The sequence below is a fragment of the Agromyces mariniharenae genome, from assembly GCF_008122505.1.
Classification (GTDB): Bacteria; Actinomycetota; Actinomycetes; order Actinomycetales; family Microbacteriaceae; genus Agromyces; species Agromyces mariniharenae.
Genome location: NZ_VSSB01000001.1, coordinates 403,861 through 430,850, shown reverse-complemented (window position 1 = coordinate 430,850; position 26,990 = coordinate 403,861). Strand labels below are relative to the sequence as shown.

Here is a 26,990-nt window from a genome sequence, read left to right as displayed (position 1 = left end):
CGCAGGAGCGGACGCCCGCGTCCGGCGCGCCCGGAATCGGCGTCCCGACGCTTCGAGATTGCCGAGACTTCGCGTGAGCCTCCCCGCTATCGTTGTCACGTGAACACGATTCCGACGGAGTACCGCCTCGAGGGCGACGGCACGAGCATCCAGTCGCTGCCGAAGATCTCGCTGCACGACCACCTCGACGGGGGCCTGCGGCCGCAGACCCTGATCGAGCTCGCCGACGAGGTCGGACTCGAGGTTCCGGCGCCCGACGCCGACGGCCTCGCCACGTGGTTCACCGACCAGTCGAACTCCGGGTCGCTCGTCGAGTACCTGAAGACGTTCGACCTCACGACCGCGGTCATGCAGACGCGCTCCGGCCTGCAGCGCGTGGCCCGCGAGTTCGTGCAGGACCTCGCGACCGACGGCGTGATCTACGGCGAGATCCGGTGGGCGCCCGAGCAGCACCTCGAACGCGGCCTGAGCCTCGACGAGGCGGTCGAGGCGGTGCAGTCGGGCATCGAGGAGGGCATCGACGACGTGCGGCACCAGGGGCGGTTCATCCGCGCCGGCCAGCTCGTCACCGCGATGCGCCACAACGACCGCGGGCTCGAGATCGCGGAGCTCGCCGTGCGGCACCGCGAGCGCGGGGTCGTCGGGTTCGACATCGCCGGGGCCGAGGCCGGGTTCCTCCCGAGCCGGCACCGCACGGCCTTCGACTACCTCGCCTCGCAGTTCTTCCCGGTCACCGTGCACGCCGGCGAGGCCGACGGCCTCGATTCCATCCGCAGCGCGCTGTTCGACGGGCGCGCCCTCCGGCTCGGGCACGGCGTGCGCATCGCCGAGGACCTCACGATCGAGCGGCAGGACGATGAGAACACCTACGTGTCGCTCGGCCCGATCGCCCAGTGGGTGCGCGACCGCGAGATCGCGCTCGAGACGAGCCCCTCGTCGAACCTGCAGACCGGCGCGATCGCCGCGTGGGGCGACGAGCTCGTCGACCACCCGTTCGACCTGCTCTACCAGCTCGGGTTCCGGGTGACGGTCAACACCGACAACCGCCTGCAGAGCGGCACCTCGCTCTCGCGCGAGCTCTCCCTGCTCTCCGACGCGTTCGGCTACGACCTCGACGACTTCGAGACGTTCCAGCTGAACGCCGCGGCATCCGCGTTCCTGCCGCTCGACGACCGCGAGGAGCTCGCCGAGCGCATCCAGGACGGCTTCGACGAAGCCTGACCGGCACGCCACGCGGCCTCCGAGGGCCGTCGCGCCCCCGATCGGACACCCATGACCTCCATCCCTCCCCTTCCCGACACGGCCGTCGTGCTCGGCGCGCGTGCCGACGACTGGCGCGCCGCGGTGCGCGAGGTCGGCCGCGCCCTCACCCGCTCGGGCGCGACGCGGTCGGAGTACGCCGACCGCATGATCGGCGTGATCGAGGAGTTCGGCGCCTACGTGGTCATCGCGCCGGGCCTCGCGCTGGCGCACGCCCGCCCCGGCTCCGACGTGCGCCGAGAGGGTCTCGCGGTCGTGACGCTCGCCGACGCGGTGCCGTTCGGGCACCCGCACAACGACCCGGTGCGGGTCGTGATCGGGCTCGCGGTCTCGAACGCCGAGGACCACGTGGCATCCGTGGCGCAGCTCGCGAACGCGTTCAACGACACGGGCATCGTCGGTCGCCTCGCGCGCGCCACGACGCCCGACGAGGTGCGGGGACTCCTCGGCGTCGACGCGGCGCCCGCAGGAACGGCCGCGGGCGCATGAGGATCGTGGCGGTGTGCGGCGTCGGCGTGGGCACGTCGGCGATCCTGAAGACGAACGCCGAGCGCGCGCTCGACCGGCTGGGGCTCACCGCCGACGTCTCGGCGAGCGGCCTCGCCGACATCGCGGCCGCCGCGGCCGACGCGCAGGTCATCCTGACATCGACCGAGCTCGCCGACGAGGTGCGCCGCGCGATCGGCCGCAGCTATGCGGAGATCGTCGAGGTCGTGAACTACTTCGACGTCGAGGAGATCGGCGAGAAGCTCGAGGCATCGATCGGCTGAGGCCGGCTGCTGCGCGGCGACGCGAGGTGCCGGCGCGGAGGGCGACACGACGACGCGGGGCGCACCGGTCCCGCCGGGCCGAGGCGGGCCGGACTCGCGAGGAGCCCGACCCCGCCCGTTCAGGCCGTGAGTTCGCGCATGCCCGCCTCGAGCGCGGCGACGGCGGCGGATGCCGCGGCGCGCCGCTCGCCGACGGTGCCCTCGGTGCCGACGGCGTCGATGTAGACCTTGAGCTTCGGCTCGGTGCCGCTCGGCCGCACCATGACGCGTGCGCCGCCCTCGAGGATGATGCGCAGCACGTCGGACGGGGGAAGCGCGCCGAAGCCGTCGGCGAGGTCCTCGATGCGCTCGACCCGGATGCCGCCCACCGACGACGGCGGCTCGGCGCGCAGCCGCGCCATGATCTCGCCGATGCGCGACAGGTCGGTCACGCGGATCGAGACCTGCGACGAGTCGAAGCAGCCGAACCTCTCGACGAACTCGTCGAGGTGGTCGGCGATGGTGCGCCCCTCGGCCTTCAGCGACGCCGCGAGCGAGAGGAACGCCACGGCGGCGGAGATGCCGTCCTTGTCGTGCACGGTCTCGGGGTTCACGAGGTAGCCGAGCGCCTCCTCGAAGCCGAAGACGAGATTCGGGGCGCGGGAGATCCACTTGAAGCCCGTGAGCGTCGCCTCGAAGTCGAGGTCGTAGGCTCGCGCGACGGCCTCGAGGCCCGGGGACGAGACGATCGAGCACGCCAGCGTGCCGTCGGGTCCGGAGTCGCCCGGGACGTCGGCGGCACGCCGTGCGGCGCGCCAGCCGAGCAGCAGGCCGACCTCGTTGCCCGACAGGCGACGATAGCCGTCGGCCGACGACGCGTCGGGGATCGCGATGGCGAGCCGGTCGGCGTCGGGGTCGTTCGCGATCACGAGCTCGGCCCCTGCCGCGCGCGCCTCGGCGAAGCTCAGGTCCATCGCGCCCGGCTCCTCGGGATTGGGGAACGCGACGGTCGGGAACGCCGGATCGGGCGAGATCTGCGCCGAGACGACGGCCGGCGCGTCGAAGCCCGCGGCCGCGAGCACGCGGGCCGCGGTCTCCCAGCCGACGCCGTGCATCGCCGTGTAGACGACGCGCGGCTGCGAGGCGGGCCGGTCGGCGACGAGGGCGGTCTGCCGCACGTACTCGTCGGCGACCTCCTCGGACGCGGTCTCGAACTCGCCGCGGGGGAGGTCGGGCACCGTGGTCGTCGCCGCGACGTGGTGGATCGCCGCGGCGATCTCGGCGTCGGCGGGCGACACGATCTGCGAGCCGCCGTGCTCGCCGCCGAGGTACACCTTGTAGCCGTTGTCGTTCGGCGGGTTGTGCGAGGCCGTGACCATGACCCCGGCCGTGGTGTCGAGATGGCGGACGGCGAACGCGAGCACCGGCGTCGGCAGCAGCTGCGGCAGGAGCACCGCGCGCACGCCGGCGCCGGCCATGATCTCGGCCGAGTCGCGGGCGAACACGGCGGAGTTCTTGCGCCCGTCGTAGCCGATGACGACCGAGGGCGTCTCGCCGGGCCGGGCGCGCTCGAGGAGGTACGCGGCGAGCCCCGCCGCGGCCTGCGACACGAGCACGCGGTTCATGCGGTTGGGGCCGGCGGCGATCTCGCCGCGGAGCCCGGCGGTGCCGAACGCGAGGCGCGCGTCGAACCGGTCGGCGAGCTCGTCGATGGCCGCGGCATCCCCGGCTCTCGCGCCGTCGACGAGTGCGGCGAGCTCGGCACGGGTCTCGGGGTCGGGGTCCTGCGCGAGCCAGGCTTCGGCGAGCGCGAGGCGCTCGGCTCCGGCGGCGTTGTCCTGCGACATCCGATGCCCCCTAGAGCTCGGCGACGATGTCGGCGAGCAGCTTGGAGATCACGGGCTCGGCGGCGCGGCCGGCCTCGATGACCTCCTCGTGGCTCAGCGGCGTGAGCTGGATGCCTGCGGCGAGGTTCGTGATGAGCGACATGCCGAGGATCTCCATGCCGGCCTGCCGGGCGGCGATCGCCTCGAGCGCCGTGGACATGCCGACGATGTGGCCGCCGATGGTCTTCGCCATCTGCACCTCGGCCGGCGTCTCGTAGTGCGGGCCGCGGAACTGCACGTAGACGCCCTCGTCGATGCCGGGGGAGAGCGAGCGCGCCAGGTTGCGCAGGCGCCGCGAGTACAGGTCGGTGAGGTCGATGAACGTCGCGCCCTCGAGCGGCGAATCGCCCGTCATGTTGATGTGGTCGCTGATGAGCACGGGGGTGCCCGGCGTCCAGTGCTGCTTGATGCCGCCCGCGCCGTTCGTGAGGATCATGGTCGTGGCTCCGGTCGCCGCCGCCGTGCGCACCGAGTGCACGACGCGTCGCACGCCGTGGCCCTCGTAGTAGTGCGTGCGCGCGCCGATGACGAGCGCGTGCTTGCCGTTCGGCAGGGCGACCGAGCGCAGCGTGCCGACGTGCCCCTCGAGCGCGGGCTTCGAGAAGCCGGGCACCTCGGTGGCGGGGATGGTGTGGGTGGTCTCGCCGATGAGCTCCGCCGCGCGGCCCCAGCCGCTGCCGAGCGTGAGCGCGATGTCGTGGCGCTCCACACCGGTGAGCTCCGCGATCCGCGCCGCCGCCTCGGCGGCGATGGCGAAGGGGTCGGCGTTCGGGTCGTCGAGCGGGTTGGTCTCCTGCATCCCACCACTCTAATGAGGGGGCGGATGCCGCGTCAGGCCGTGCTCGTTTGGTGCCGTTTCGCGCGCTGCGACAGAATATCGAGCATGGCCTACGAGTTCGAGCGCACGCAACGGATCGCCGTCCTCGGAGGGGGGCCGGGCGGCTACGAGGCCGCGCTGGCCGGCGCGAGGCTCGGCGCGGAGGTCACGCTCATCGAGCGCGCCGGCGTCGGCGGCTCGGCCGTGCTCACCGACGTGGTGCCGTCGAAGTCGCTCATCGCGACCGCCGAGGCGTCGAACGCGGTGAAGGAGGCGGCCGACCTCGGCGTGCAGTTCTACGCGAAGGGCTCGGGCGACAAGGCGGTCAAGCCGAGTGTCGCGATCAACCTCCAGGCGGTGAACAAGCGGCTGCTCGGGCTCGCGGCGCAGCAGTCCGAGGACATGCGCGCGAACCTGCTCGACGCGGGCGTCAACCTCGTGCAGGGCGAGGGCCGGCTCGACGGGCCGAACGCCATCATCGTCTCGACCGCCAAGGGCGGCACCGACTTCGACCGCATCGAGGCCGACACGCTCGTCATCTCGGTCGGCGCGACGCCGCGCGTGCTGCCGACGGCCGTGCCCGACGGCGAGCGCATCCTCAACTGGAAGCAGCTCTACGACCTGCCCGAGATCCCCGAGCACCTCATCGTGGTCGGCTCGGGCGTGACCGGTGCGGAGTTCGCATCGGCCTACCGCGCGCTCGGCGCGAAGGTGACGCTCATCTCCAGCCGCGACCAGGTGCTCCCCGGCGAGGACGCAGACGCCGCCGCGGTGATCGAGAAGGTCTTCAAGCGCAACGGCATGAAGGTCCTGAACAAGTCGCGCGCCGAGTCGGTGGTGCGCGACGGCGACTCGGTCGTCGCGACCCTCACCGACGGGCGCGAGGTGCGCGGCAGCCACTGCCTCATGGCGGTGGGCGCGGTGCCGAACACGACCGACATCGGCCTCGAGGAGGCGGGCGTGCAGCTCAGCGAGAGCGGCCACATCCGGGTGAACCGGGTGGCGCGCACGTCGATGCCGAACATCTACGCGGCGGGCGACTGCACCACGTTTCCGCCGCTCGCCTCGGTCGCGTCGATGCAGGGGCGCACCGCGATCTTCCACGCCATGGGCGACATCGTCGACCCGCCCGAGGAGCGCAACATCACCTCGAACATCTTCACGCAGCCCGAGATCGCGACGGTCGGCTGGACGCAGAAGGCCATCGAGGAGGGCATCGTGCCGGGCGTCGTCTACAAGCTGCCGCTCGCGTCCAACCCGCGCGCGAAGATGATGGGCATCCGCGACGGCTTCGTGAAGCTCTTCGCATCGAGCGGTTCTGGCGCCCTGATCGGCGGCGTCATCGTCGCACCGAAGGCGTCGGAGCTCGTCCTGCCGCTCGCGCTCGCCGTCGAGCACCGCCTCACGGTCGACCAGTTCGCCGAGGCGTTCCCGGTCTACCCGTCGCTGACCGGGTCGCTGACGGATGCCGCGAGGGCCATGCACGTCGTACGCTGAGACGACGCGGCGTCGCGGGGGTCGACGCCCGACCGCAGGGGGAACGATGAACTGGCGCGTGAAATCCGTCGAGGCGTCGATCGCGGACTCGGGCGACGAGGAACGCAGCCTCCGCCGCTCGCTGGGCACGTGGGACCTCGCGCTCATGGGCATCGCGGTGGCCGTCGGCGCGGGCATCTTCTCGGTCGGTGCCCAGGCCGCGGCGAACTTCGCCGGGCCGAGCGTGACGATCTCGTTCATCCTCGCCGCGATCACCTGCGGCCTCGCCATCATGTGCTACGCCGAGTTCGCGTCGACGGTGCCCGTGGCGGGCAGCGCGTACACGTTCACGTACGCGACGATGGGCGAGCTGCTCGCCTGGATCATCGGCTGGGACCTCATCCTCGAGATGTTCACCGGCGCCGCGGTGATCGCGAAGTACTGGGGCGTCTACCTCGGCGAGGCGCTGCTCGCCTTCGGGATCCCGTTCCCGGCCACGATCGACCTCGGCGGGGTCCAGGTGAGCTGGCCCGCCTTCCTCATCGTCGCGGTGTTCACCGCACTGCTGGTGGCCGGCACCAAGCTCACCGCGCGGGTCGGCTCGGTCTTCACGATCATCAAGGTCGCGATCGTCGTGTTCGTGATCGTCGTGGGCTTCTTCTTCATCAACGCCGCGAACTACGTGCCGTTCATCCCCGAGGCGGTGCCCACCGAGGGCGGCGCGTCGGATGCCTGGACGCAGTCGCTGTTCTCGTGGGCGACCGGTGCGGCGCCCGCGCAGTACGGCGTCTTCGGGCTGCTGGCCGCGGCATCCCTCGTGTTCTTCGCCTTCATCGGCTTCGACGTGGTCGCCACGAGCGCGGAGGAGGTGCGGGACCCCCAGCGCCGCCTGCCGCGCGGCATCTTCCTCGGGCTCGCGATCGTCACGGCGCTCTACGTGCTCGTGTCGATCGTCATGACCGGCATGGTGTCGTACACCGAGCTCGCCGAGGAGGAGACCCCGTCGCTGGCCACTGCGTTCCGGCTCGTGGGACAGGACTGGGCGTCGGCGGTGATCTCGGTCGGGGCACTCGCGGGCCTCACGACCGTCATCATGGTGCTGCTGCTCGGCCTGTCGCGCATCGTCTTCGCCCTGAGCCGTGACGGGCTGCTGCCGCGCTGGCTCTCGCGCACGACCGAGCACACGAAGACCCCGGCCCGCATCCAGATCATCGGCGGCACCGTCGTGGCCCTCGTCGCGGCGTTCACCGACGTCGGCCTCCTCGAGGAGATGATCAACATCGGCACGCTCTCGGCGTTCGTGCTCGTGAGCATCGGCATCGTCGTGCTTCGTCGTACGCGCCCTGACCTGCCGCGGGGCTTCCGGGTGCCGTGGTCGCCCGTGCTGCCGATCCTCTCGGCGGCGCTGTGCTTCTGGCTCATGCTGAACCTCACGACGCTCACGTGGGTGCGGTTCCTCGTGTGGCTCGCGATCGGCGTCGTGATCTATCTGCTCTACGGCCGGCGCCGCTCGCGGCTCGCGGGCGCGGTCAGCGAAGTGGAGCTCCCGACGCCGCAGGGGGCGCCGCCCATCGGGTGACCAGCGCTCGCGTCGAAACGGCGGACGCGGCGGGCTCCGCGCGTTCCAAGCAGGTCAGCTGGGATCGTTGATCGCGAGCAGCAGGTGCCCGCTCGACACCGTGGCGCCCGCCTCGGCGTTGACGAGGCCGACGACGCCGTCCTTGTGGGCGACGATCGGCTGCTCCATCTTCATGGCCTCGAGCACGAGCACGAGGTCGCCCTTGACGACCCGGTCCCCCTCGGCCACCGCGACCTTCACGACGGTCGCCTGCATGGGCGCCTTCACGGCGTCGCCGGCCACGGTGTCCACGGCGTGCGCGAGGTTGCGGCGGCGCGGAGCGGGGCCGGCGGTCGCGGTGCCCGCCGCCGAGCCGCCCAGCAGCTTCTTCGGCAGCGTCACCTCGATGCGGCGGCCGCCGACCTCGACGACCACGTCGGTGCGCGCCGCCGGGCCGGAGCCCTCGGCGAGCTCGCCCGACCACGGCTCGAGCGTGTTGTCGTACTCGGTCTCGATCCAGCGGGTGTAGACCGAGAACGGCTCGTCGCCCTCGGGCGCGAACGCGGGGTTGTTCACGATGTCGCGGTGGAACGGCAGCACGGTGGGCAGGCCGGCGACCTCGAACTCGTCGAGGGCCCGGCGGGCGCGCTCGAGGGCGTCCTTGCGGGTGGCGCCCGTGACGATGAGCTTCGCGAGCAGCGAGTCGAACGCGCCCGAGATCTCGTCGCCGCTGGTGACGCCCGAGTCGATGCGGACGCCGGGGCCGCCGGGGAAGCGCAGCTGGTGCACGGGCCCGGGCGCGGGGAGGAAGTTGCGGCCCGGGTCCTCGCCGTTGATGCGGAACTCGATCGAGTGTCCGGTCGTCGCGGGGTCGGGGTAGTCGAGCACGCCGCCCTCGGCGAGGCGGAACTGCTCGCGCACGAGGTCGAGGCCGGTGACCTCCTCGGACACGGGGTGCTCGACCTGGAGGCGCGTGTTCACCTCGAGGAACGAGACGGTGCCGTCCTGGCCGATGAGGAACTCGCACGTGCCCGCGCCGACGTAGCCGACCTCCTTGAGGATGGCCTTGGACGCCTCGTACAGGAGGCGGTTCTGCTCCTCGGTGAGGAACGGCGCGGGCGCCTCCTCGACGAGCTTCTGGTGGCGGCGCTGCAGCGAGCAGTCGCGCGTCGACACGACGACGACGTTGCCGTGCTGGTCGGCGAGGCACTGGGTCTCGACGTGGCGGGGCTTGTCGAGGTACTTCTCGACGAAGCACTCGCCGCGGCCGAACGCGGCGACCGCCTCGCGGGTGGCCGAATCGAAGAGCTCGGGCACCTCCTCGCGCGTGCGGGCGACCTTGAGGCCGCGGCCGCCGCCGCCGAAGGCGGCCTTGATCGCCACGGGCAGGCCGTGCACGTCGACGAACTCGAGCACCTCAGCGGCATCCGCCACCGGGTTGAGCGTGCCCGGCGCGAGCGGCGCGCCGACCTTCTCGGCCACGTGCCGGGCCGACACCTTGTCGCCGAGGCGCTCGATGGCCTCGGGCGACGGGCCGATCCAGGTCAGGCCGGCATCGATCACGGCGCGGGCGAAGTCGGGGTTCTCGGCGAGGAACCCGTAGCCGGGGTGCACCGCGTCGGCGCCGGAGCGACGGGCGACCGAGAGGAGCTTGTCGATGACGAGGTACGTCTCGGCGCTCGTGGTGCCGTCGAGCGCGTAGGCCTCGTCGGCGAGCTTCGCGTGGCGGGCGTCGCGGTCCTGGTCTGCGTACACGGCCACCGAGCCGATGCCGGCGTCACGGGCGGCGCGGATGACGCGGACGGCGATCTCTCCACGGTTGGCGATGAGGACCTTGGTGATACGCGGCATAATCCTCAAGCCTATTGGGCCGCCTGCGCTCGCCTTTGGGTCGCTTCCACAAAAAAGGCCGGTGACCCTTGCGGGCGTCGACAATGGCCGTCAGCGGCGATTCCAGAGCGAGGGCCAGTCCGCGCCGAGCTCGCGCACGAGGTCGCGCACCGTCGAGAGCGAGAGCCCCACCACGGTCGACGGGTCGCCCTCCACGCGGCGGATGAACGGCCCGCCGAGGCTGTCGATGGTGAACGCCCCCGCGACGAGCAGCGGCTCGCCCGTGGCGATGTAGGCGTCGATCTCGGCCTCGTCGAGCGCCGCGAAGCGCACCGTCGCGACATCCGCCCGTCCGACGGCGCCGTTCGCGCGCCCTCCGCGGTGGTCGATGAGCCAGTGACCCGACCACAGGTCGCCGTGGCTGCCGTTCTGCGCCAGCCAGCGCTCGCGGGCCACCTCGGGGAGGTGCGGCTTGCCGTGGATCGCGCCGCCCGTGAGGAACGCCGAGTCGCCGCCGAGGATGAGCCCGTCGATGGGCTCGCCGTCGTGCTCGCGGCCCACGATCGCCTCGGCCTTCAGCCGCGCGAGCAGCTGCACCATGTCGGGCGCCTCGAGCGTGCCGGATGCCGCCTCCGCCGCCGCGACGGCCGCGGCCTCGTCGACGCCCGGCGCGATCGCGATCGGCTCGATGCCGGCCGCCCGCAGCGTCTGGAGCCGGGCGGGCGACGTCGAGGCGAGGTAGAGGCGCATGCCCCCATCCTGCCGCGCCCGGCGCGGGCTGTGGAATGCTCGAAGCATGGCCGAGCCCCGTCGCCCCCGCCGCCCGAGCCCGCGAGCCCGGGGGGCTCGGCGACCCGCGTCCGGGCCGACCGGGCCGGGCGGGCCCGCCGCTCCGGCCGCCGACGAACCCGTCGTCGAGCTCGACGTCGAGCGCGTCGCGCACGGCGGCGTCTTCGTCGCGCACCACGACGGCCGCGTCGTGTTCGTGCCCGACGCGATCCCCGGCGAGCGGGTGCGGGCGCGCATCACCGACCGCCGCCACGACCGCTTCTGGCGCGCCGAGACCCTCGAGGTGCTCGAGGCATCGCCCGACCGGCAGGAGCACGTCTGGGCCGAGGCCTCCGTCGACCGCGCGCCCGAGCGGCGCGCCGGGGGAGCGGAGTTCGGCCACATCCGCATCGACCGCCAGCGCGCGCTCAAGTCCGAGGTGCTCCGCGACGCCCTGCGCCGCTTCGGCGGGGTCGAGCACGACGTCGAGGTGCAGGAGATCGACCCCGCGTTCGCGCCCGGCGTGTCCGCCGACGGCACCGGCTGGCGCACCCGCGTGCGGCTGCAGGTCGCCGAGGACGGCACGGTCGGCCCCTACGCCGCACGCAGCCACACGGTCGTGCCCGTGGCATCCGTGCCCCTGGCCGTCGCGTCGCTCGACGAGCTCGCGCCGCTCTCGTCGCGCTTCCCCGGAGCGCGCGCCGTCGACCTCGTCGCCCCGAGCGTCGGCGAACCGGCACTCGTGGTCGTCGACGTCGAGCGGATGCCGCGGCGCGGCCCGCGCCCGACGATCACCGAACGCGTCGGCGACCGCACCTTCGTCCTCGACCGCGACGGGTTCTGGCAGGTGCACCGCGGCGCGGCGGCCACGCTCACGCGCGCGGTGCAGGACGCCGTGGATCCGGCGCTCTTCGACCCGCGGGCAGCGAACCTCGACCTCTACGGCGGCGTGGGCCTGCTCGCGGCGGCCGTGGGCGACCGTTTCGGCGACGCGGTGCGCATCACGACGGTCGAGGCCGACACGCGAGCCACCGAGCACGCGGGCGCGAACCTCGCCGAGTGGGTCGGATCGCGGGCGGTCACGGCGCGCGTCGACCGCTTCCTCGACGAGCTCGCGGATGCCGCGACCGCCGCCGAGCGGGCACGGCTGCGCGACGCGACCGTCGTGCTCGACCCGCCGCGCTCGGGCGCCGGGCGCGCCGTCGTCGACCGGCTCGCCGAGCTGCACCCGCGCCAGCTCGTGTACGTGGCCTGCGACCCGGTGGCCCTCGCCCGCGACGTCGGGCTGCTGCGGGAGCGCGGGTACGGACTCGACGAGGTGGTCGCGTTCGACCTCTTCCCGAACACCCATCACGTCGAGGCCGTCGCGAGGCTGACCGCTATCGTGTGAACTGTCGGGAAAGGGGACGGCGTGACGGATGCACCGCAGCAGGACATGGCCGCCACGGTCGCCATCGTCGACGACCACGAGGCCGTGCGGCTCGGACTCCGCGCGGCCTGCCGCGACGCCGGCTACGAGGTCGTCGCCGAGACCTCGAACGTGCCCGAGCTCCTCGCAGCGCTCGACGGCCGCTCATGCGACGTGGTCGTGCTCGACCTCTCGCTCGGTGACGGCTCCTCGGTGACCGAGAACGTGCGCGCCGTGCTCGAGACGGGCAGCGCGGTGCTCGTGCACAGCATCGCCGACCGTGTCGCAGCGGTGCGCGAGGCGCTCGCCGCGGGCGCCGCGGGGGTCATCCCGAAGGCGTCGCCCATGGCGACCGTCATCGCGGCGATCGCGACCGTCGCCCGCGGCGAGGTGCTGAACAACGTGGAGTGGGCGAGCGCGATCGAGGCCGACCGCGACTTCGCGAAGGCCCAGCTCGGCCGTCGCGAACGCGACGTGCTGCACCTCTACGCCTCGGGACTGCCGCTGAAGCTCGTGGCCATGCAGCTCGGCATCGCGCACTCGACCGCGCGCGAGTACCTCGACCGCATCCGTGCCAAGTACGTCGAGGTCGGCCGGCCGGCGCCCACGAAGGTCGACCTGCTGCGACGCGCGGTCGAGGACGGCATCCTGCCGGGCCTCGACGTCGAAGGCGGGGATGCCCGCCGCTGAGTGGCGGGTCGCGCGACTCGCGACGCGCCGTCGGACCGCGGTCACCCGGGCGCAGGTCGAGACGATCTCGGGCCGTGCGCTCGGACTCTTCGGCCTCGTGTTCGGCGCGCAGACCGTGCCGCTCGCGCTCGAGCAGTCGGCGGCGCTCATCGAGGGCGCGGGCGCCGCGCTCATGGCCGTGCTCTACGGCTCGCTCGTCGCGGTGGCCGTCGCCTCGATCGCGAAGCTCGCCGTGCGCGGCGCCGCGTTCGCGTTCGCCGCGCTGTACGTGCTCGCGCTGCTCGCCTGGCCCTTCCTCGTGGCCGATCCCGCCGCCCTCGTCGGCCAGACGCCGTGGCTCTACTACATCTGCACGGTCGCCACGACGGCCGCGGTGGTCGCGCTGCCGGCGCCGGTCGCGACGGGGTACACGCTCATCGTGCCCACGATCTACGGCGTCATCCGACTGCTGCCCGCCGGTGGCGCCGTGGACCCGCTCCTCGCGGTGCTCAACTCGATGTACGCGATCATCCTCGGCGTCGTGGTGCTCATCATCGTGGTCATGCTGCGCCAGGCCGCAGAGTCCGTCGACACGGCGCAGGAGGCGGCCCTGCAGCGCTACGACCTCGCCGCGCGCCAGCACGCGACCGAGAACGAGCGCGTGAAGGTCGACGCGCTCGTGCACGACAGCGTGCTCACGACGCTCCTGTCTGCGGCGGCCGCCGAGTCGCCCGAGGAGCAGGACCTCGCCGCGCGCATGGCCCGTGACGCGGTGAAGCGCCTCGACGAGGCGGGCGCCGCCGGGCCGCGCGCCCTCGACCGCGTGGGGCTGCCCGTGCTCGTGCGCCGGTTGCGCGCGGCGCTCACCACGTTCTCGGCGCCGTTCACCGTGCGGGTCGTCAACGCCGGCGGCGTCGAGCTGCCCGTCGAGGCGGTGGAGGCGCTCTACTCCGCGACGGTCCAGGCGATGGTGAACAGCATGCAGCACGCCGACGAGCCTGGCCGCAGCACCCGGCGCGAGCTGCGCATCCGCGGCGTGCGCACCGGCGGCGCCGTCATCGAGGTCGCCGACAACGGCGTCGGCTTCGCCCGCGACGAGGTGCCCGAGGAGCGCCTCGGCCTGCGCGTCTCCATCGAGGAGCGCATGGCGAACGCCGGGGGAGCGGCCGAGATCGCGTCCCGCCCCGGTCACGGGACGCTCGTGACCGTGTCCTGGCCGTCCGACGCCGAGGGGGTCGGCGCGTGATCACCGTCCCCCGCTGGCTGCTGCTCGTGCTCGGCGCGATGTTCTCGGCGTACCACGTGATCCTCGGCATCTACTCGCTCAACGTGCCGGCGTCGCCGTGGCCCGCGATCGTCGCCCTGGTGCTGTACACGGTCGCCACGATCGCGAGCCTCTGGCCCGTGCAGCGCATCCGGATGCCCGACTGGCTCGCCGCGTTCGACCTCGCCGTCTGCATCGTGCTGCCGCTGCTCGTGACGAGCCAGCTCGACGCGAACGCGCAGAACGGCTATGCCACGTGGTACGTGGCCGCGGTCGGCACGCTCATGACCATCGCCGCGGCGCGACGGCAGCTCGCAGCCGCCTGGCTCGGCGTCATCGCGCTGGCGGTGCAGAGCGTAGTGTGGGCGGGGCCGCTCTCGCTCGGCACGCTCGGCGTGATCGGCAGCATCGTCTGGGTCGGGATCGCGCACATGCTGACCGCAGCACTCACGACCGCCGCGCGCGAGACCCGCCGGTACGCGCAGGCGGAGCGCGAGGCCGCGGCCTGGCAGGCCGCCCAGGACGCGCATCTGTTCGAGGGCCGCATGCGCCTCGCGCAGACCAACCGCATCGCTGCGCCCATGCTCCGGCGCATCGGCGACCGAGGGGGACGCCTGACCGACGACCAGCGGCGCGAGTGCCGCATGCTCGAGGCGGCGATCCGCGACGAGATCCGCGGGCGGATGCTGCTGACCGACGCCGTCCGCACCGAGGTGCAGCGAGCGCGCGAGCGGGGCACCGTCGTGACCCTGCTCGACGAGGGCGGCATCGACGACCTCGACGAGCCGACCCGCGACCGCGTGCTCTCCCGCCTGGCGGAGGCCGTCGCGGGGTCGAGCGCCGACCGCATCATCGCCCGCACGGCGGCGGAGGGCTCTGTAGTGGCGGTCACCGTCGTCGGCCTGCGCGAGCCCGAGGGCGCGGAGCCCTCGGACAGCACCGACGACCTCGAGGTCGAGTTCTGGCTGGAGATCCCGCGCACCTGACGGGGCGGGCACGCGGGTGCGCCGAACGACGACGGCCCCGGACATGAAGGTGGGGGACCGATCTTCGATCGGCCCCCCATCAAGCCCGAGCCACGGCGACAACCCGAATATCGCCCTGACTCGCCCCCAACGGTCACCGGTTACCCGACCGGTGACGGTGGCGACTCCACAGAGGAGCCTGCGACACTCATCTTGGCGCATTCGGACCCGGTCGCATAGTCATCATTTGTGGGGACACGACGACGTTCGGGGGACAGGCGAGGCGCCCGATGCCGTCGCTCGCCCGGGATCCCGTTGAACGCGGGGAGTCCGCGCCCCCCGATGCATCCCGCGGAAACGGGGGACAGTCGGCATTCAGCAGGCTGAGCGCGCCCAGTTGCCGGGCCCGACGGCGAGCGGCGCGCGCATCGCGGCGCCGCTGCGGACCCATCGATCGCGCCCGGGCTCCGTCGCGGTCGGCTCGGCGACGCCCTCGTCGAGCGCCGCGAGCAGCACCGCCGTGACGGCTGCGGCCTCCTCGTCGGTCACGTCGCGCGTGATGAAGCGGATGGCCGCGGCGCGCTCGTCGCCCTCGGCTGCGCCGGCACCGCCGGTCGTGTACTCGTCGGCCATGGCTCCCCCTAGAGCGGGATGTTCCCGTGCTTCTTCGGCGGCAGGCTCGCGCGCTTGGTGCGCAGCGTGCGCAGCGCCTTCACGATCGCGACGCGCGTCGCAGCGGGCTCGATCACGCCGTCGAGCTCGCCGCGCTCGGCCGCGAGGAACGGCGACGCCACGTTGTAGGTGTACTCGTTGGCGAGCTGCGTGCGCACCGCCGCGACGTCCTCGCCGGCCTCCTCGGCGCGCTTGATCTCGGCGCGGTAGAGGATGTTCACCGCGCCCTGCCCGCCCATGACCGCGATCTCGGCGGTCGGCCAGGCGAGGTTGATGTCGGCGCCGAGCTGCTTGGAGCCCATGACGATGTACGCGCCGCCGTACGCCTTGCGGGTGATCACGGTGACGAGCGGCACGGTCGCCTCGGCGTACGCGTAGAGCAGCTTCGCGCCGCGGCGGATGACGCCGGTCCACTCCTGGTCGGTGCCGGGGAGGTAGCCCGGCACGTCGACGAGCGTGAGGATCGGGATCGAGAACGCGTCGCAGAACCGCACGAAGCGCGACGCCTTCTCGCCCGCGGCGATGTTCAGCGTGCCCGCCATCTGGCTCGGCTGGTTCGCGATGATGCCGACCGAACGGCCCTCGATGCGGGCGAACCCGATGATCACGTTGGGTGCGTAGAGCGGCTGCACCTCGAGGAAGTCGCCGTGGTCGACGATGCCCTCGATGATCGAGTGCATGTCGTACGGCTGGTTGGGCGAGTCGGGGATGATCGTGTTGAGCCGGCGGTCCTCGTCGGTGATCTCGAGCTCGACGTCGGCGTCGTAGACGGGGGCATCCGTCTGGTTGTTGTCGGGCAGGAACGAGACGAGCGTGCGCGCGTAATCGAGCGCGTCGGACTCGTCGCTCGCGAGGTAGTGCGCGACGCCCGAGACGGTGTTGTGGGTGAGCGCGCCGCCGAGCTCCTCCATGCCGACGTCCTCGCCGGTCACGGTCTTGATGACGTCGGGGCCGGTGACGAACATCTGGCTCGTCTTGTCGACCATGATGACGAAGTCGGTGAGCGCCGGCGAGTAGACCGCGCCGCCCGCGGCCGGGCCGCAGACGATCGAGATCTGCGGGATGACGCCCGAGGCGGCCGTGTTGCGGCGGAAGATCTCGCCGTACTTGCCCAGGGCAACGACGCCCTCCTGGATGCGTGCGCCGCCCGAGTCGAGGATGCCGATGATGGGCACGCCGAGCTTCAGCGCGAGCTCCATGACCTTGATGATCTTCTCGCCCGCGACCTCGCCGAGCGAGCCGCCGAAGATCGTGAAGTCCTGCGAGTACACCGCGACCTGCCGGCCGTGGATCGTGCCCGTGCCGGTCACGACCGCGTCGCCGTAGGGGCGCTTCGCATCCATGCCGAACGCGTGCGTGCGGTGCCGCACGAACTCGTCGAGCTCGACGAACGAGCCGGGGTCGAGGAGCTCGGCGATGCGCTCGCGCGCGGTCATCTTGCCCTTGGCGTGCTGCTTCTCGATGGCCGCCTCGCCCGACGCGGTCACGGCTTCGTGATAGCGCTGCTTGAGGTCGGCGAGCTTGCCGGCGGTCGTGAAGAGGTCGGGGCCGTCAGTCGCTTCGGTCACGCCGTTCACTCTACCGGCGCGCCTACGCGGCACTTCGTTGAGGGATTCCTACAAATCCATCCGCCCACGTCGTGCATTCCCGTGACGCGCCCACCTGCGGGAGGATGTGGGCATGGATCTTCCGCTGAGCCGCGCGGCCGTCCCGCGCCTCGAGTTCCTCGCGACGGCCGGGTCGACGAACGACGAGCTGCGCGAGGCCGCCACCGGGCCGGCCGCCGCGGCGTGGCCGCACGGCGCCGTCATCGTGACCGACGACCAGACGAGCGGCCGCGGCCGCCTCGGGCGCACCTGGCTGGCCCCGACGGGCAAGACGCTCGCGATCTCGGTGCTCCTGCGCCCCGAACTGCCCGGCGGCGCGCCGTTCCCGCCCGAGGGCTACGGCTGGATCCCGCTCATCGCGGGGGCCGCCATGACCGAGGCGGTGCGCCGGGCCGTCGAGGCCGCGGCATCCGCCGACGACGACGACGAGGAGGACGATGGCACCGGCGGCGTCGAGGTGGAGCTCAAGTGGCCCAACGACGTGCTGGTGTCGGGCTACAAGGTGTGCGGCATCCTCTCGGAGCTGATCCCAGAGACCGGCGCGGTGGTCGTCGGCGCCGGGCTCAACCTCACGCTCGACGAGCACGACCTGCCCACGCTGACCTCGACGTCGCTCCTGCTCGTCACGGGCGCGCACCCCGACGCCGACCGCGTGCTCGCCGACTACCTCGGCACGTTCCTGTCGCTGGTGCGCGCGTTCGCCGAGCACGGCGCGGATGCCGCGGCGAGCGGCGTCGCCGACCGGGTGAGCTCGCTCTGCGGCACGCTCGGCGCCGAGGTGCGCGTCGAGCTGCCGGGCGGACGCGAGCTCCTCGGCGTGGCGGAGCGCCTCGATCCCGACGGCCGCCTGCTGGTGCGCGACCGGAATGGGGAGGCGCAGGCTGTCGCCGCGGGCGACGTCACGCACCTGAGGTATTAATGGGCGTATGAGCCCAGCCGCGAGCGAGGCTGCCGCCCAGCCTGCAGTGAACGTCGAGCGCGTCGTCGCACGCGTCCGGCGGCACGCGCGGATCCTCATCCTCCCGGTGCTGCTGCTCCTGGCGACCGTCGGGGCCGCGACGTACTTCCTCGTCATCCTCCCCGAGGTGTGGCAGCTCGTCGCGGTCGGCGCGGTCGCGCTGCTCGTCGTGGTCGCGGGCTGCCTGCTGCCGTTCGTCTCATGGCTCGCGCGGCGCACGACGATCACCACCCGGCGCATCATCCTGCGCAGCGGCGTGTTCGCGCGCGTGCGGCAGGAGCTGCTGCACAGCCGCGGCTACGACGTGACCGTGCGGCGCACGTGGCTGCAGAGCGCGTTCGGCTCGGGCGACGTGCGCGTGAACACGGGCCACGAGCATCCGTTCGTCATCCGCGACGTGCCGAAGCCGTTCCAGGTGCAGGCGGCGCTCGACGAGCTCATGGAGGCCGCGCACAGCCTCGTCGCCGATCGGCGGCGGGCCGAGCAGTCGACGCTGTTCGACGGCGACACGATCGCCTGGGGCGGCCGCTGACGCGTCGCGGCGCGGGTGCGCGGCATCCGCTCGCCGATGACGGTGGCGTGCGTCCCGCGCGGTGCCGCGGCATCCGCTCGGAGGACGTAACGTAGACGGGTGGTTCCGCGCGCCCCCGAGCGCGGGACGCGCGATGAAGGGTTCCACGTGGCCGACGAATGCATCCACGGTTTCGACGACGGCCTCTGCGCCATCTGCTTCCCGCCGAAGCAGCCCGAGCCGAAGCCGGTCGCCAAGGCTGCGCCCCGCGCACGGGCAGGTGCGTCGCGCGCGGCGCGGCCGGCCGCCCGGGTGGCCGGGTCCTCGCGTGCGGCGACGTCGCTCGCCGAGGCCCCCGTCGACCCGAAGACGGTGCGCATCTACCACGTGACGCACGTGGAGAACCTCGCGCCGATCCTCGGCTCGGGTGCCGTGCTCGCCGATGACGCCGGGGCGACCCCGGTCGTCGACCTCGCGGCGCCCGACGCGCGCGCGTTCCGGCGGTCGGCACCGGTCGGGGGCGTCGACGCGGTCGTCGCCGACTACGTCCCCTTCCTGCTCTCCACCGACGCGCACGTCTGGAACGCCATCCGCACGGGCACGCCCGACCCGCGGCTCAGCGCGGAGGCCGTCCAGCGGCCGCCGGCCGACCACGTGATCCTGGTGAGCTCGGTCGCCTCCGCCGTCGGCGCACGCACCGAGACCGCCGGCACGGTGGTCGTCACCGACGCGGATGCCGCGACCGGCGGCGTCGGCTCGGCGTCGGCGTGGCCCGACGTGCTCCGCATGCTGCAGCGTCTCCACCGCGAGGACGACGGCGCCCGGCTGCGCTCGGCGGAGTTCCTCGTGCGCGAGCTGCTCCCGCTCGAGCGCGTGCTGCTCATCGCGGTGGGCAACGACCGCGTCCGCGACCGCGTGCGGGCGGCGCTCGACGCGGTGGGCGTCAGGACCCGGGTGGCGGTGTACCCGCCGTGGTTCCAGCCGACGGTCGAGGCGCCGGAGGCGTAGCCGCGGTATCCGTCGACGCATCGCCATCGGGCGCGACCGGCTCGCGCTCCGCGACCGGCGTCGGCTCCTCGAAGAGCGTGCGCTGCGCCTCCTCGACGCGCTCGAGGTTGGAGAGGCCGTCGGAGCGGTGGTGGCCGAACACCCAGTAGCGGTAGAGCAGGAAGCGGAAGGCCGTGCCGAGCGCGAGCCCGACCACGTTCGAGGAGATGTTGTCGGCGACGAGGCTCGTGTACCCGAGCCAGTGGTGGCTGATCCACAGGCAGGCCAGCGCGATGAGCATGCCGCCGATCGAGACGATCGCGTACTCCACGAACTCGCGCACGTAGTTCCGGCGGCGGTGGCGGCGGAAGGTCCAGTACCGGTTGCCGAGCCAGTTGAAGATGATCGCGACGCTCGTCGAGATGGTCTTCGCCCCGATGGCCGACTGCGCCCAATGGTCGTCGCCGAACACCCCGAGGCGCAGGAGGTTGAACAGCACCACGTCGATGACGAGGCCGATGAGCCCGACCACGCCGAACTTCACGAGGTACGCCAGCAGGCCGTGCCACAGGCGGGCGAACGCACTGCCGACGGTGGTGGTCACCGGCACATCCTATGCCGTCGGGGTCGGCCTAGACTGAACGGGGCGCCGCACCGGGCGCCGTCTCGGCCGACGCGAATGGAGTGTGCACGAGTGCGGGTCGGAGTGATCGGCGGCGGGCAGCTCGCCCGGATGATGATTCCCGCGGCGATCGAACTCGGCGTCGAGTTGCGCGTGCTGGCCGAGGCGGAGGGCATGTCGGCGGCACTCGCGGCCGACAGCGTCGGCGACTACACCGACGCCGAGACCGTGCTCGCGTTCGCGCGCGAGGTCGACGTCGTGACGTTCGACCACGAGCACGTGCCGCAGGACGTGCTGCACCTGCTCGTCGACGAGGGCATCCCCGTGCACCCCGGACCCGACGCCCTGCGGTTCGCGCAGGACAAGCTCCTCATGCGCGCGCGACTCTCCGAGCTCGGCCTCCCCGTGCCCGACTGGGCCCGCGTCACGACGACGGCCGAGCTCGACGACTTCATCGCCGACCACGGCGGCTCCGCGGTCGTGAAGACGCCGCGCGGCGGCTACGACGGCAAGGGCGTGCGCGTCGTGCGCTCGGCCGCCGAGGTCGCCGAGTGGTTCGCCACCGTCGCCGAGGACGGCCGCGGCGGCGCGCTCCTCGCCGAGGAGGTCGTCGACTTCCGTCGGGAGCTCGCCCAGCTCGTGGCGCGCCGCCCATCGGGCGAGGTCGCGGCCTGGCCGCTCGTCGAGACCGTGCAGGTCGGCGGGGTGTGCAGCGAGGTCATCGCGCCCGCACCGCGCTCGGCCGGGCGCCTCGCCGACGTCGCCGCCGACGTGGCCATCACGATCGCCGAGGGCCTGGGCGTCACGGGCGTGCTCGCCGTGGAGCTCTTCGAGACGACCGACGACCGCGTGCTCGTGAACGAGCTCGCCATGCGCCCGCACAACAGCGGGCACTGGTCGATGGACGGCTCCACGACCGGGCAGTTCGAGCAGCACCTCCGGGCCGTCCTCGACCTGCCGCTCGGCGGCACGGGCAGCCACGAGACGTGGAGCGTCATGGTGAACGTGCTCGGCGGTCCGGCCGAGGGCTCGCTCGCCGATCGCTACGCGGAGGCGCTGTCGGGGCATCCGACCGTGAAGCTGCACAACTACGGCAAGGCGCCGCGCCCCGGCCGGAAGGTCGGGCACGTCACGGCGATCGGGGCCGACCTCGACGACGTCGTGTACGAGGCGCGCGCGGCCGCCGCCGTCTTCCAGGACTGACGCGACCCGGCCCGGCCGCGACTCCGACGCCGCTGCAGCCCTGCGCGCCCTCCGGGCATCTCACAGCACGCCGCCTTAGGATTCTCGGGTGACTGCAGCAACCACCCCGCTCGTGGGCGTCGTGATGGGCTCCGACTCCGACTGGAACGTGATGCGCGAGGCATCCGAACTGCTCGACGAGTTCGGCGTCGCGCACGAGGTGGAGGTCGTCTCCGCGCACCGCACGCCCGAGAAGATGATCGCATACGGCAAGGAGGCCGCCGGGCGCGGCCTCAAGGTGATCATCGCGGGTGCCGGGGGAGCGGCGCACCTGCCGGGCATGCTCGCCTCGGTCACCACGCTGCCCGTCGTGGGCGTGCCCGTGCCGCTGTCGCGCCTCGACGGGCTCGACTCGCTGCTGTCGATCGTGCAGATGCCCGCCGGCGTGCCCGTCGCCACCGTCTCGATCGGCGGCGCCCGCAACGCCGGGCTCGTCGCCGTCAAGATCCTCGCGACGTCGGATGCCGCGCTCAGCACCGCGCTCGCCGACTACGCCACCGCCCTCGCCGCCCTGGTCGAGGAGAAGAACGAACGGCTGAAGTCCACCCGATGAGCCTCGCCGCCAGCCCGATCCGCTACCCCGACCTGGGGTCGCGCACGGTCATGACCCGCCGCGCGTGGTGGCTCGTCGTGCTCAACGTGCTGATCCCGGGCTCCGCCCAGGTGCTCGCGGGCGACCGGAAGCTGGGCCGGTTCGGCCTCGGCGCGACGCTCGCGCTGTGGTTCCTCGCGCTCGTGGCCCTCGTGGTCTGGATCTTCTGGCCCGCCGTGATCTACACGGTCTTCTCGACGACGATCTCGCTCTGGGTCGTGGCCGGCGTGCTCGCGTTCTACGCCGTGCTCTGGGCGATCCTGACCTTCGACACGCTGCGCCTCGTGAAGTTCGTGAAGACCGCCCCCTCGGCTCGCGCCGGGGTCGCGGCCCTCTCGGTCGTGCTCATGGTGCTCGTCTCGGGCACGGCGGCGTACGGCGCCTACCTCGCGACGACCGCGAGCGGCTTCCTCTCGTCGGTGTTCGTCGCAGGCCCGAGCGAGCCGCCCATCGACGGCCGGTACAACGTGCTGCTGCTCGGCGGGGACGCGGGGCCCGACCGCGACGGCCTGCGCCCCGACAGCATCCGCGTCGTCAGCATCGACGCCGAGACCGGCCAGGCCGTGACCATCGGCCTGCCCCGCAACATGGTCGACGTGCCGTTCGACGACGACTCGCCGCTCAAGGCGGTCTACCCCGAGGGCTACGGCTCGATCGACGGCTGCGAGGTCGACGTCTGCATGCTCAACTCGATCTACACCGAGGTCGAGCTGAAGAGCCCCGAGATGTACCCCAACGCCGTGGCCGAGGGCTCCGAGCCCGGCATCGAGGCGATGCGGGATGCCGCGGAGGGCATCACCGGGCTGCCGATCCAGTACTACGTCCTCATCGACATGGCCGGCTTCCAGCAGCTCATCGACGCCCTCGGCGGCGTGACGATCAACGTGCCCGAGGACGTGCCCATCCACGCCGACGAGACCTTCACGACCGTCGCGGAGTGGATCCCCGCGGGCGAGCAGCACCTCGACGGCTACCACGCGCTCTGGTACGCCCGCTCGCGTCACGGCACGAGCGACTACGACCGCATGGCGCGGCAGCTGCAGCTGCAGGAGGCGGTGCTCGCCCAGTTCAACCCGGCGAACGTGCTGTCGAAGTTCCAGGAGATCGCCGCGGCCGGCTCCCAGGTCGTGAAGACCGACGTGCCGCAGGGCATGCTCGGGTACTTCGTCGACCTCGCGTCGAAGACGAAGGAGCTGCCGATCGTCGACGTCCCGCTCGTGCCCGAGAACGGCGTGGATCCCGAGGATCCCGACTACGACTACATCCGCCAGCTCGTGCAGCAGGCCGTGTTCCCGCCCGAGACCGAGGAGCCGGCGGGATAGCGTCGCCGGGCGGCCTGCGCGGCCGTGCGCGGCTGTTCGGCCGTGGGCGCCGGCCGTCGCGGTGTCAGAGGTCGGCGTGCAGCTGCCAGACCCGCTCGCCGGCGTCGCGCCAGGTGAACGCCCGGCTGCGGTCGTGGCCCGAGATCGCGAGCCGTTCGGCGAGGCCGCGATCGGAGACGACCGACGTGATCGCCGCCGCGAGCCGGTCGGCGTAGCCGTGGTCGGCCATGCCGACGGGCACGCCGAGTCCGGCGCCGGCCGACACCTCGACGTACGCGGGCGCGTCGGAGTGGATCACCGGGACGCCGAGGCTGAACGCCTCGATGAGCCCCGTGCCCGAGCCCTCGTCGTGGCTCGGAGCGACGTACGCCATGGAGCCGCGCAGCACGACCGCGAGGTCGGCCGCGTCGAGGTCGTCGAGGTGCCGGATGCGGGACGCCGCGACGCCCAGCTCCTCGGCGACCTCCGCCACGTGCTGGTCGCCCCAGGACTCGGGGCCGAGCACCACGACGGGGACGTCGGGCACGCCGCGGCGTCCGAGCGCCGTGAACACGTCGACGAGGCCCTTGCGGGGCTCGAGGGTGCCCGGCACCGCGATGTACTCCCGCGGGAGCCCGAGGCGCGCCGCACGCTGCTCGGCGTCGGGCCCGATCACGAGGCCAGATCGCGGCGCGGTGCCGACCACGCGCACCCGGTCGCCGAGGTCGGCGACCTGCTCGAGGCGCTCGGCCAGCGCGTGCGTGGGCACGACGATCGCGTCGGCGTGCCTGCGGGCGCGCTTCATCATGCCCTTCTGCCAGGCGACGGATGCCGCGCTGACCGCTTCGGGGTGGGTCCACGCGAGCACGTCGTGCACGGTCACCACGACCTGGTTGCCGCCCGTCGTGCGGTCGTGCTTGCGCAGCGGCGCGAAGAGGCTCGTGCCGTGGATCATGCCGCTGCCTGGCGAGGTCGTGATGCCGAGCTGCCAGGCAGCCGCGAGCTCGCGGCGGGCGAGCGACGTCTTGTAGAGGCCGGCGAGCCCGGGCACCTCGGCGAGCACCCGATCGTAGTCCTCGGGGAGCGACGACGACACGATCGCCTCGACCTCGCAGCCGCGCGGCGCGGTGGCCACGATCGCGCGTCCGAGGTCGCGGGTGTACCGGCCGATCGGCCCGGGGACCGGAGCCACGATCTGGTCGAGGATGACGCGCAGGGTGGTCGTCACGCTGCTCCTTCCGCACCGACGTCGGTCGGTGACCTGCCCACCCTAGCCGCTCCGCGTCCCGCTTCCGGGGGACTCCGAAGGACACGAGACCCCACGACACCAAACGGAGGCGATCCTCCGATACACTCCGTGGAGTCACCGGCGCGGAGCCGGTCCGGACGGGGGAGTCGCGAGGTGCAGCCAGAGCTCATCCCGTTCTCCCGTCCGTTCCTCGCGCCGGCGTCGCTGGAGCGCCTCACGGCGGTGCTGGGCTCCGACCATGCCCACGGCGACGGCCCGTTCACCCGCTCGGCGAGCGATCGACTGAGCACGATCCTCGATGGCGGCGAGGTGCTGCTGACGACGTCCGGCACGCACGCGCTCGAGATGGCGAGCCGGCTGCTCGAACTGGGACCCGGCGACGAGGTGGTGCTGTCGAGCTTCACCTTCTCGTCGGCTGCCACGGCGATCGCGGCGACCGGCGCGACCATCGTCTTCGTGGACATCGACGCGTCCACCGGCAACGTCGACCCCGATCAGGTCGCCGAGGCGGTCTCGCCGAGGACCCGGGCGATCTCCGTCATGCACTACGGCGGCACGCCGGTCGACATGGCGGCCATCGGGTCGATCGCCGCGGACGCGGGGGGCCTTCCGGTGATCGAGGACAACGCGCACGGGCTGGGCGTCCGCTCGCAGTGGGGCGTGCTGGGTCGGATCGGCACGTTCGGGGTGCAGAGCTTCCACGACACCAAGAACGTCCATGCCGGCGAGGGCGGTGCGCTCGTCCTCAACGACGCGCATCACCGGCTCCGAGCGGAGATCATCCGGGAGAAGGGCACCAACCGCTCGCAGTTCCTGCGCGGAGCCGTCGACCGGTACACGTGGGTGGACTGGGGCTCGAGCTACCTGCCCAGCGAGCTCAATGCGGCGGTGCTCGACGCGCAGCTGGCGGCGTTCGACGAGATCCAGGCCTCGCGGCACGCCGTGTGGGACCGCTACGCCGCAGAGCTCGGCGAGTGGGCCGACCTGGTCGGCGCCACGCTGATGCGGCCGCCGGGCGGCATCCACGCCGCGCACCTGTTCTTCGTGCTGCTCCCGAGCCGGCACGACCAGGCCGACTTCATCGCCACGCTCGCCGCGCAGGGCATCGTCGCGGCATTCCACTACGTGCCGCTCGACTCCAGCCCGGCCGGGCGCCGCTACGGGCGGCCGCTGCGAGAACTCGTGCGGAGCGAGGAATTCTCGCGCAGGCTCGTGCGGCTGCCGCTGTGGGCGGGAATGACGACCGGTCAGGTGGATCGCGTGATCGACGCGGTCACGGCGTGGCGACCAGGGGAAGCGGAGCGATGAACGGACGACTCTCGAGTGCTGTGGCGAGCCTGCGCGACGGGGGGATCCGATCCACCGCGTGGCGCGGCGCAAAGTGGCTCGCCAACCGGCTCGACGCGTTCCGGCCGGAGCCGCTCGCATCGGTCTACGCCGACGACCTCGTCGCCGTCGACTGGTCGACCCCGCGCGCCTTCAACGCGCGCCCGGTGGAGCGGCCGCCGACCGGGTATCGGGTCGCCTGGCTCATCACCCCGCCCGGACGCACGAGCGGCGGCCACCAGAACGCGTTCCGGTTCATGAGCTTCCTCGAGCTGGCGGGGAATCCGACGACGGTCTTCCTCTATGCGCCCGCGCGCTACCCCCGCGCCACGGTCGACGGCGTGCGGCGCATGATGGCGGCGACGAGCGCCTACCCCGAGATCCGCGGCGAGTTCCGCGTCTACGACCCCGGCACGGGCCTGGACGGGGAGTTCGACGCCGTGATCGCCTGCGACTGGGAGACGACCTACGCGGCGTACCGCCACGGCGGCGACGCGAAGCGGTTCTACTTCACGCAGGACTTCGAGCCGGCGTTCTTCCCGGCGGGCAGCGACCACGCCGCGGCCGAGAACAGCTACCGGCTCGGCTTCCACGGCTTCTCGGCGGGCCGCTGGCTCGCCGCGAAGCTGGCCACCGAGTACGGGATGAGCGGCGACGCGTACGACTACGCGGTCGACACCACGCGCTACCGCTACGAGAACACCGCGCCGCGGAACGAGGTGCTGTTCTACGCCCGCCCGCCGACGCCCCGCCGTGCCACCGAGTTCGGGCTCCTCGCGCTGCGCGAACTGCACCGGCGACGGCCCGACGTCGTCGTCAACCTCGTCGGGTGGGACATGTCCGGCTACGACGTGCCCTTCCCGTACGTCAACCACTCCGCGGTCGACATCTCCGCGCTCAACGACATCTACAATCGCTGCGCCGCCGGCCTCATCCTCTCGCTCACGAACATGTCGCTGCTGCCGATCGAGGTGATGGGCGCCGGCGTCGTGCCGATCGTGAACGACGCGCCCAACACGCGCGGCGTGCTCGACAGCCCGCACATCGAGTTCGCGCCGATGTCGCCGGGCGCGCTCGCCGATCGCATGATCGCGGTGCTCGACAGGCCCGACCAGGACGCGCACGCGGCCGCCATCGCGAGATCGGTCGCCGACACGGACTGGGCCGACCCCGGCGAGGAGTTCGTCGCCGCCTTCGATCGCGCGATGCGAGCCGCCCGATGAGCGCGTCGTCCCCGCGGGGTGCGGGTGACGTCCCGGCTCCTGACGGGAGC

General features: G+C 72.6%; 25 protein-coding genes. 17 read left to right on the top strand and 8 right to left on the bottom strand.

Going from position 1 to position 26,990, the window contains the following annotated elements; translation table 11 throughout:
* Positions 1 to 99: 99 nt before the first annotated feature.
* From FYC51_RS01990 to FYC51_RS01980, 3 genes are read left to right on the top strand one after another with little or no spacing between them, the layout of a single operon-like run.
* A complete protein-coding gene (locus FYC51_RS01990) occupies positions 100 to 1,221 on the top strand; it encodes an adenosine deaminase (RefSeq protein ID WP_238476165.1) in 1,122 nt (373 codons plus the stop codon).
* A gap of 51 nt (positions 1,222 to 1,272) precedes the next feature.
* A complete protein-coding gene (locus FYC51_RS01985) occupies positions 1,273 to 1,749 on the top strand; it encodes a PTS sugar transporter subunit IIA (RefSeq protein ID WP_148732016.1) in 477 nt (158 codons plus the stop codon).
* Positions 1,746 to 2,030, top strand: a complete 285-nt coding sequence (locus FYC51_RS01980; protein WP_148732015.1) for a PTS sugar transporter subunit IIB — start codon at positions 1,746 to 1,748, stop codon at positions 2,028 to 2,030. The genes FYC51_RS01985 and FYC51_RS01980 overlap by 4 nt, the downstream gene beginning before the upstream one ends.
* Before the next feature lie 119 nt (positions 2,031 to 2,149).
* On the opposite strand, the gene FYC51_RS01975 is transcribed toward FYC51_RS01980, so the two are convergent.
* On the bottom strand, positions 2,150 to 3,856 hold the full coding sequence (locus FYC51_RS01975; RefSeq protein WP_148732014.1) for a phospho-sugar mutase: 1,707 nt from the start codon (positions 3,854 to 3,856) through the stop codon (positions 2,150 to 2,152).
* A gap of 10 nt (positions 3,857 to 3,866) precedes the next feature.
* Positions 3,867 to 4,694, bottom strand: coding sequence for a purine-nucleoside phosphorylase (locus FYC51_RS01970; protein WP_148732013.1), 828 nt, complete (start codon positions 4,692 to 4,694; stop codon positions 3,867 to 3,869).
* An 84-nt stretch (positions 4,695 to 4,778) separates the two neighbouring features.
* On the opposite strand from FYC51_RS01970, the gene FYC51_RS01965 reads away from it, so the two are divergent.
* Together FYC51_RS01965 and FYC51_RS01960 are read left to right on the top strand one after the other, a co-directional pair.
* Positions 4,779 to 6,209 carry an NAD(P)H-quinone dehydrogenase gene (locus FYC51_RS01965; protein ID WP_148732012.1) on the top strand — a complete coding sequence of 477 codons (1,431 nt, stop codon included), beginning with the start codon at positions 4,779 to 4,781 and terminating at the stop codon, positions 6,207 to 6,209.
* 46 nt (positions 6,210 to 6,255) lie between these two features.
* Positions 6,256 to 7,767, top strand: coding sequence for an APC family permease (locus FYC51_RS01960; RefSeq protein ID WP_148732011.1), 1,512 nt, complete (start codon positions 6,256 to 6,258; stop codon positions 7,765 to 7,767).
* A gap of 54 nt (positions 7,768 to 7,821) precedes the next feature.
* Here the strand turns inward: FYC51_RS01960 and FYC51_RS01955 are convergent, their stop codons facing one another.
* Complete coding sequence (locus FYC51_RS01955; protein ID WP_148732010.1) at positions 7,822 to 9,597, bottom strand: acetyl/propionyl/methylcrotonyl-CoA carboxylase subunit alpha; 1,776 nt, start codon at positions 9,595 to 9,597, stop codon at positions 7,822 to 7,824.
* A gap of 90 nt (positions 9,598 to 9,687) precedes the next feature.
* Positions 9,688 to 10,326, bottom strand: a complete 639-nt coding sequence (locus FYC51_RS01950; protein WP_148732009.1) for a Maf family protein — start codon at positions 10,324 to 10,326, stop codon at positions 9,688 to 9,690.
* A 46-nt stretch (positions 10,327 to 10,372) separates the two neighbouring features.
* On the opposite strand from FYC51_RS01950, the gene FYC51_RS01945 reads away from it, so the two are divergent.
* From FYC51_RS01945 to FYC51_RS01930, 4 genes are read left to right on the top strand one after another with little or no spacing between them, the layout of a single operon-like run.
* The gene (locus FYC51_RS01945) at positions 10,373 to 11,734 is read left to right on the top strand and encodes a class I SAM-dependent RNA methyltransferase (RefSeq protein WP_148732008.1); all 1,362 of its coding nucleotides are present in this window, start codon (positions 10,373 to 10,375) and stop codon (positions 11,732 to 11,734) included.
* A gap of 45 nt (positions 11,735 to 11,779) precedes the next feature.
* Complete coding sequence (locus FYC51_RS01940) at positions 11,780 to 12,442, top strand: response regulator transcription factor (protein ID WP_148734068.1); 663 nt, start codon at positions 11,780 to 11,782, stop codon at positions 12,440 to 12,442.
* A complete protein-coding gene (locus tag FYC51_RS01935; protein WP_148732007.1) occupies positions 12,429 to 13,667 on the top strand; it encodes a sensor histidine kinase in 1,239 nt (412 codons plus the stop codon). Before FYC51_RS01940 ends, FYC51_RS01935 begins: the two co-directional genes overlap by 14 nt.
* Entirely contained in the window at positions 13,664 to 14,671 is a 1,008-nt protein-coding gene (locus FYC51_RS01930; protein ID WP_148732006.1) for a hypothetical protein, read from the top strand. Before FYC51_RS01935 ends, FYC51_RS01930 begins: the two co-directional genes overlap by 4 nt.
* Positions 14,672 to 15,025: 354 nt before the next feature.
* On the opposite strand, the gene FYC51_RS01925 is transcribed toward FYC51_RS01930, so the two are convergent.
* Both FYC51_RS01925 and FYC51_RS01920 read right to left on the bottom strand, forming a co-directional pair.
* Positions 15,026 to 15,283, bottom strand: coding sequence for an acyl-CoA carboxylase epsilon subunit (locus tag FYC51_RS01925; protein ID WP_148732005.1), 258 nt, complete (start codon positions 15,281 to 15,283; stop codon positions 15,026 to 15,028).
* An 8-nt stretch (positions 15,284 to 15,291) separates the two neighbouring features.
* The gene (locus FYC51_RS01920) at positions 15,292 to 16,890 is read right to left on the bottom strand and encodes an acyl-CoA carboxylase subunit beta (RefSeq protein WP_148732004.1); all 1,599 of its coding nucleotides are present in this window, start codon (positions 16,888 to 16,890) and stop codon (positions 15,292 to 15,294) included.
* Between the two features lie 112 nt (positions 16,891 to 17,002).
* On the opposite strand from FYC51_RS01920, the gene FYC51_RS01915 reads away from it, so the two are divergent.
* The 3 genes from FYC51_RS01915 to FYC51_RS01905 all read left to right on the top strand — a co-directional run bounded on the left by FYC51_RS01915 (position 17,003) and on the right by FYC51_RS01905 (position 19,406).
* Positions 17,003 to 17,848, top strand: coding sequence for a biotin--[acetyl-CoA-carboxylase] ligase (locus tag FYC51_RS01915; RefSeq protein ID WP_148732003.1), 846 nt, complete (start codon positions 17,003 to 17,005; stop codon positions 17,846 to 17,848).
* Between the two features lie 7 nt (positions 17,849 to 17,855).
* The gene (locus FYC51_RS01910; protein ID WP_148732002.1) at positions 17,856 to 18,419 is read left to right on the top strand and encodes a PH domain-containing protein; all 564 of its coding nucleotides are present in this window, start codon (positions 17,856 to 17,858) and stop codon (positions 18,417 to 18,419) included.
* 147 nt (positions 18,420 to 18,566) lie between these two features.
* Complete coding sequence (locus tag FYC51_RS01905) at positions 18,567 to 19,406, top strand: DarT ssDNA thymidine ADP-ribosyltransferase family protein (RefSeq protein WP_187432448.1); 840 nt, start codon at positions 18,567 to 18,569, stop codon at positions 19,404 to 19,406.
* Here the strand turns inward: FYC51_RS01905 and FYC51_RS01900 are convergent.
* Positions 19,342 to 19,989: a GtrA family protein gene (locus FYC51_RS01900; protein ID WP_238476164.1), complete on the bottom strand. Its 648-nt coding sequence runs from the start codon at positions 19,987 to 19,989 to the stop codon at positions 19,342 to 19,344. The two genes, FYC51_RS01905 and FYC51_RS01900, sit on opposite strands and share 65 nt — an antisense overlap.
* Positions 19,990 to 20,064: 75 nt before the next feature.
* Here FYC51_RS01900 and FYC51_RS01895 point away from each other — a divergent pair, with 75 nt between their 5' ends.
* The 3 genes from FYC51_RS01895 to FYC51_RS01885 all read left to right on the top strand — a co-directional run bounded on the left by FYC51_RS01895 (position 20,065) and on the right by FYC51_RS01885 (position 23,163).
* Positions 20,065 to 21,210, top strand: coding sequence for a 5-(carboxyamino)imidazole ribonucleotide synthase (locus FYC51_RS01895; protein WP_148732000.1), 1,146 nt, complete (start codon positions 20,065 to 20,067; stop codon positions 21,208 to 21,210).
* A 124-nt stretch (positions 21,211 to 21,334) separates the two neighbouring features.
* A complete protein-coding gene (gene purE, locus FYC51_RS01890; protein WP_187432629.1) occupies positions 21,335 to 21,802 on the top strand; it encodes a 5-(carboxyamino)imidazole ribonucleotide mutase in 468 nt (155 codons plus the stop codon).
* The gene (locus FYC51_RS01885; RefSeq protein ID WP_148731998.1) at positions 21,799 to 23,163 is read left to right on the top strand and encodes an LCP family protein; all 1,365 of its coding nucleotides are present in this window, start codon (positions 21,799 to 21,801) and stop codon (positions 23,161 to 23,163) included. The genes purE and FYC51_RS01885 overlap by 4 nt, the downstream gene beginning before the upstream one ends.
* Positions 23,164 to 23,227: 64 nt before the next feature.
* On the opposite strand, the gene FYC51_RS01880 is transcribed toward FYC51_RS01885, so the two are convergent.
* On the bottom strand, positions 23,228 to 24,370 hold the full coding sequence (locus tag FYC51_RS01880; RefSeq protein WP_148731997.1) for a glycosyltransferase: 1,143 nt from the start codon (positions 24,368 to 24,370) through the stop codon (positions 23,228 to 23,230).
* 174 nt (positions 24,371 to 24,544) lie between these two features.
* Here FYC51_RS01880 and rffA point away from each other — a divergent pair, with 174 nt between their 5' ends.
* Positions 24,545 to 25,699 (top strand): dTDP-4-amino-4,6-dideoxygalactose transaminase, encoded by a 1,155-nt coding sequence (gene rffA, locus FYC51_RS01875; RefSeq protein ID WP_148731996.1) that lies wholly within the window; start codon positions 24,545 to 24,547, stop codon positions 25,697 to 25,699.
* On the top strand, positions 25,696 to 26,940 hold the full coding sequence (locus tag FYC51_RS01870; protein ID WP_148731995.1) for a rhamnosyltransferase WsaF family glycosyltransferase: 1,245 nt from the start codon (positions 25,696 to 25,698) through the stop codon (positions 26,938 to 26,940). The genes rffA and FYC51_RS01870 overlap by 4 nt, the downstream gene beginning before the upstream one ends.
* Positions 26,941 to 26,990 lie beyond the last annotated feature (50 nt).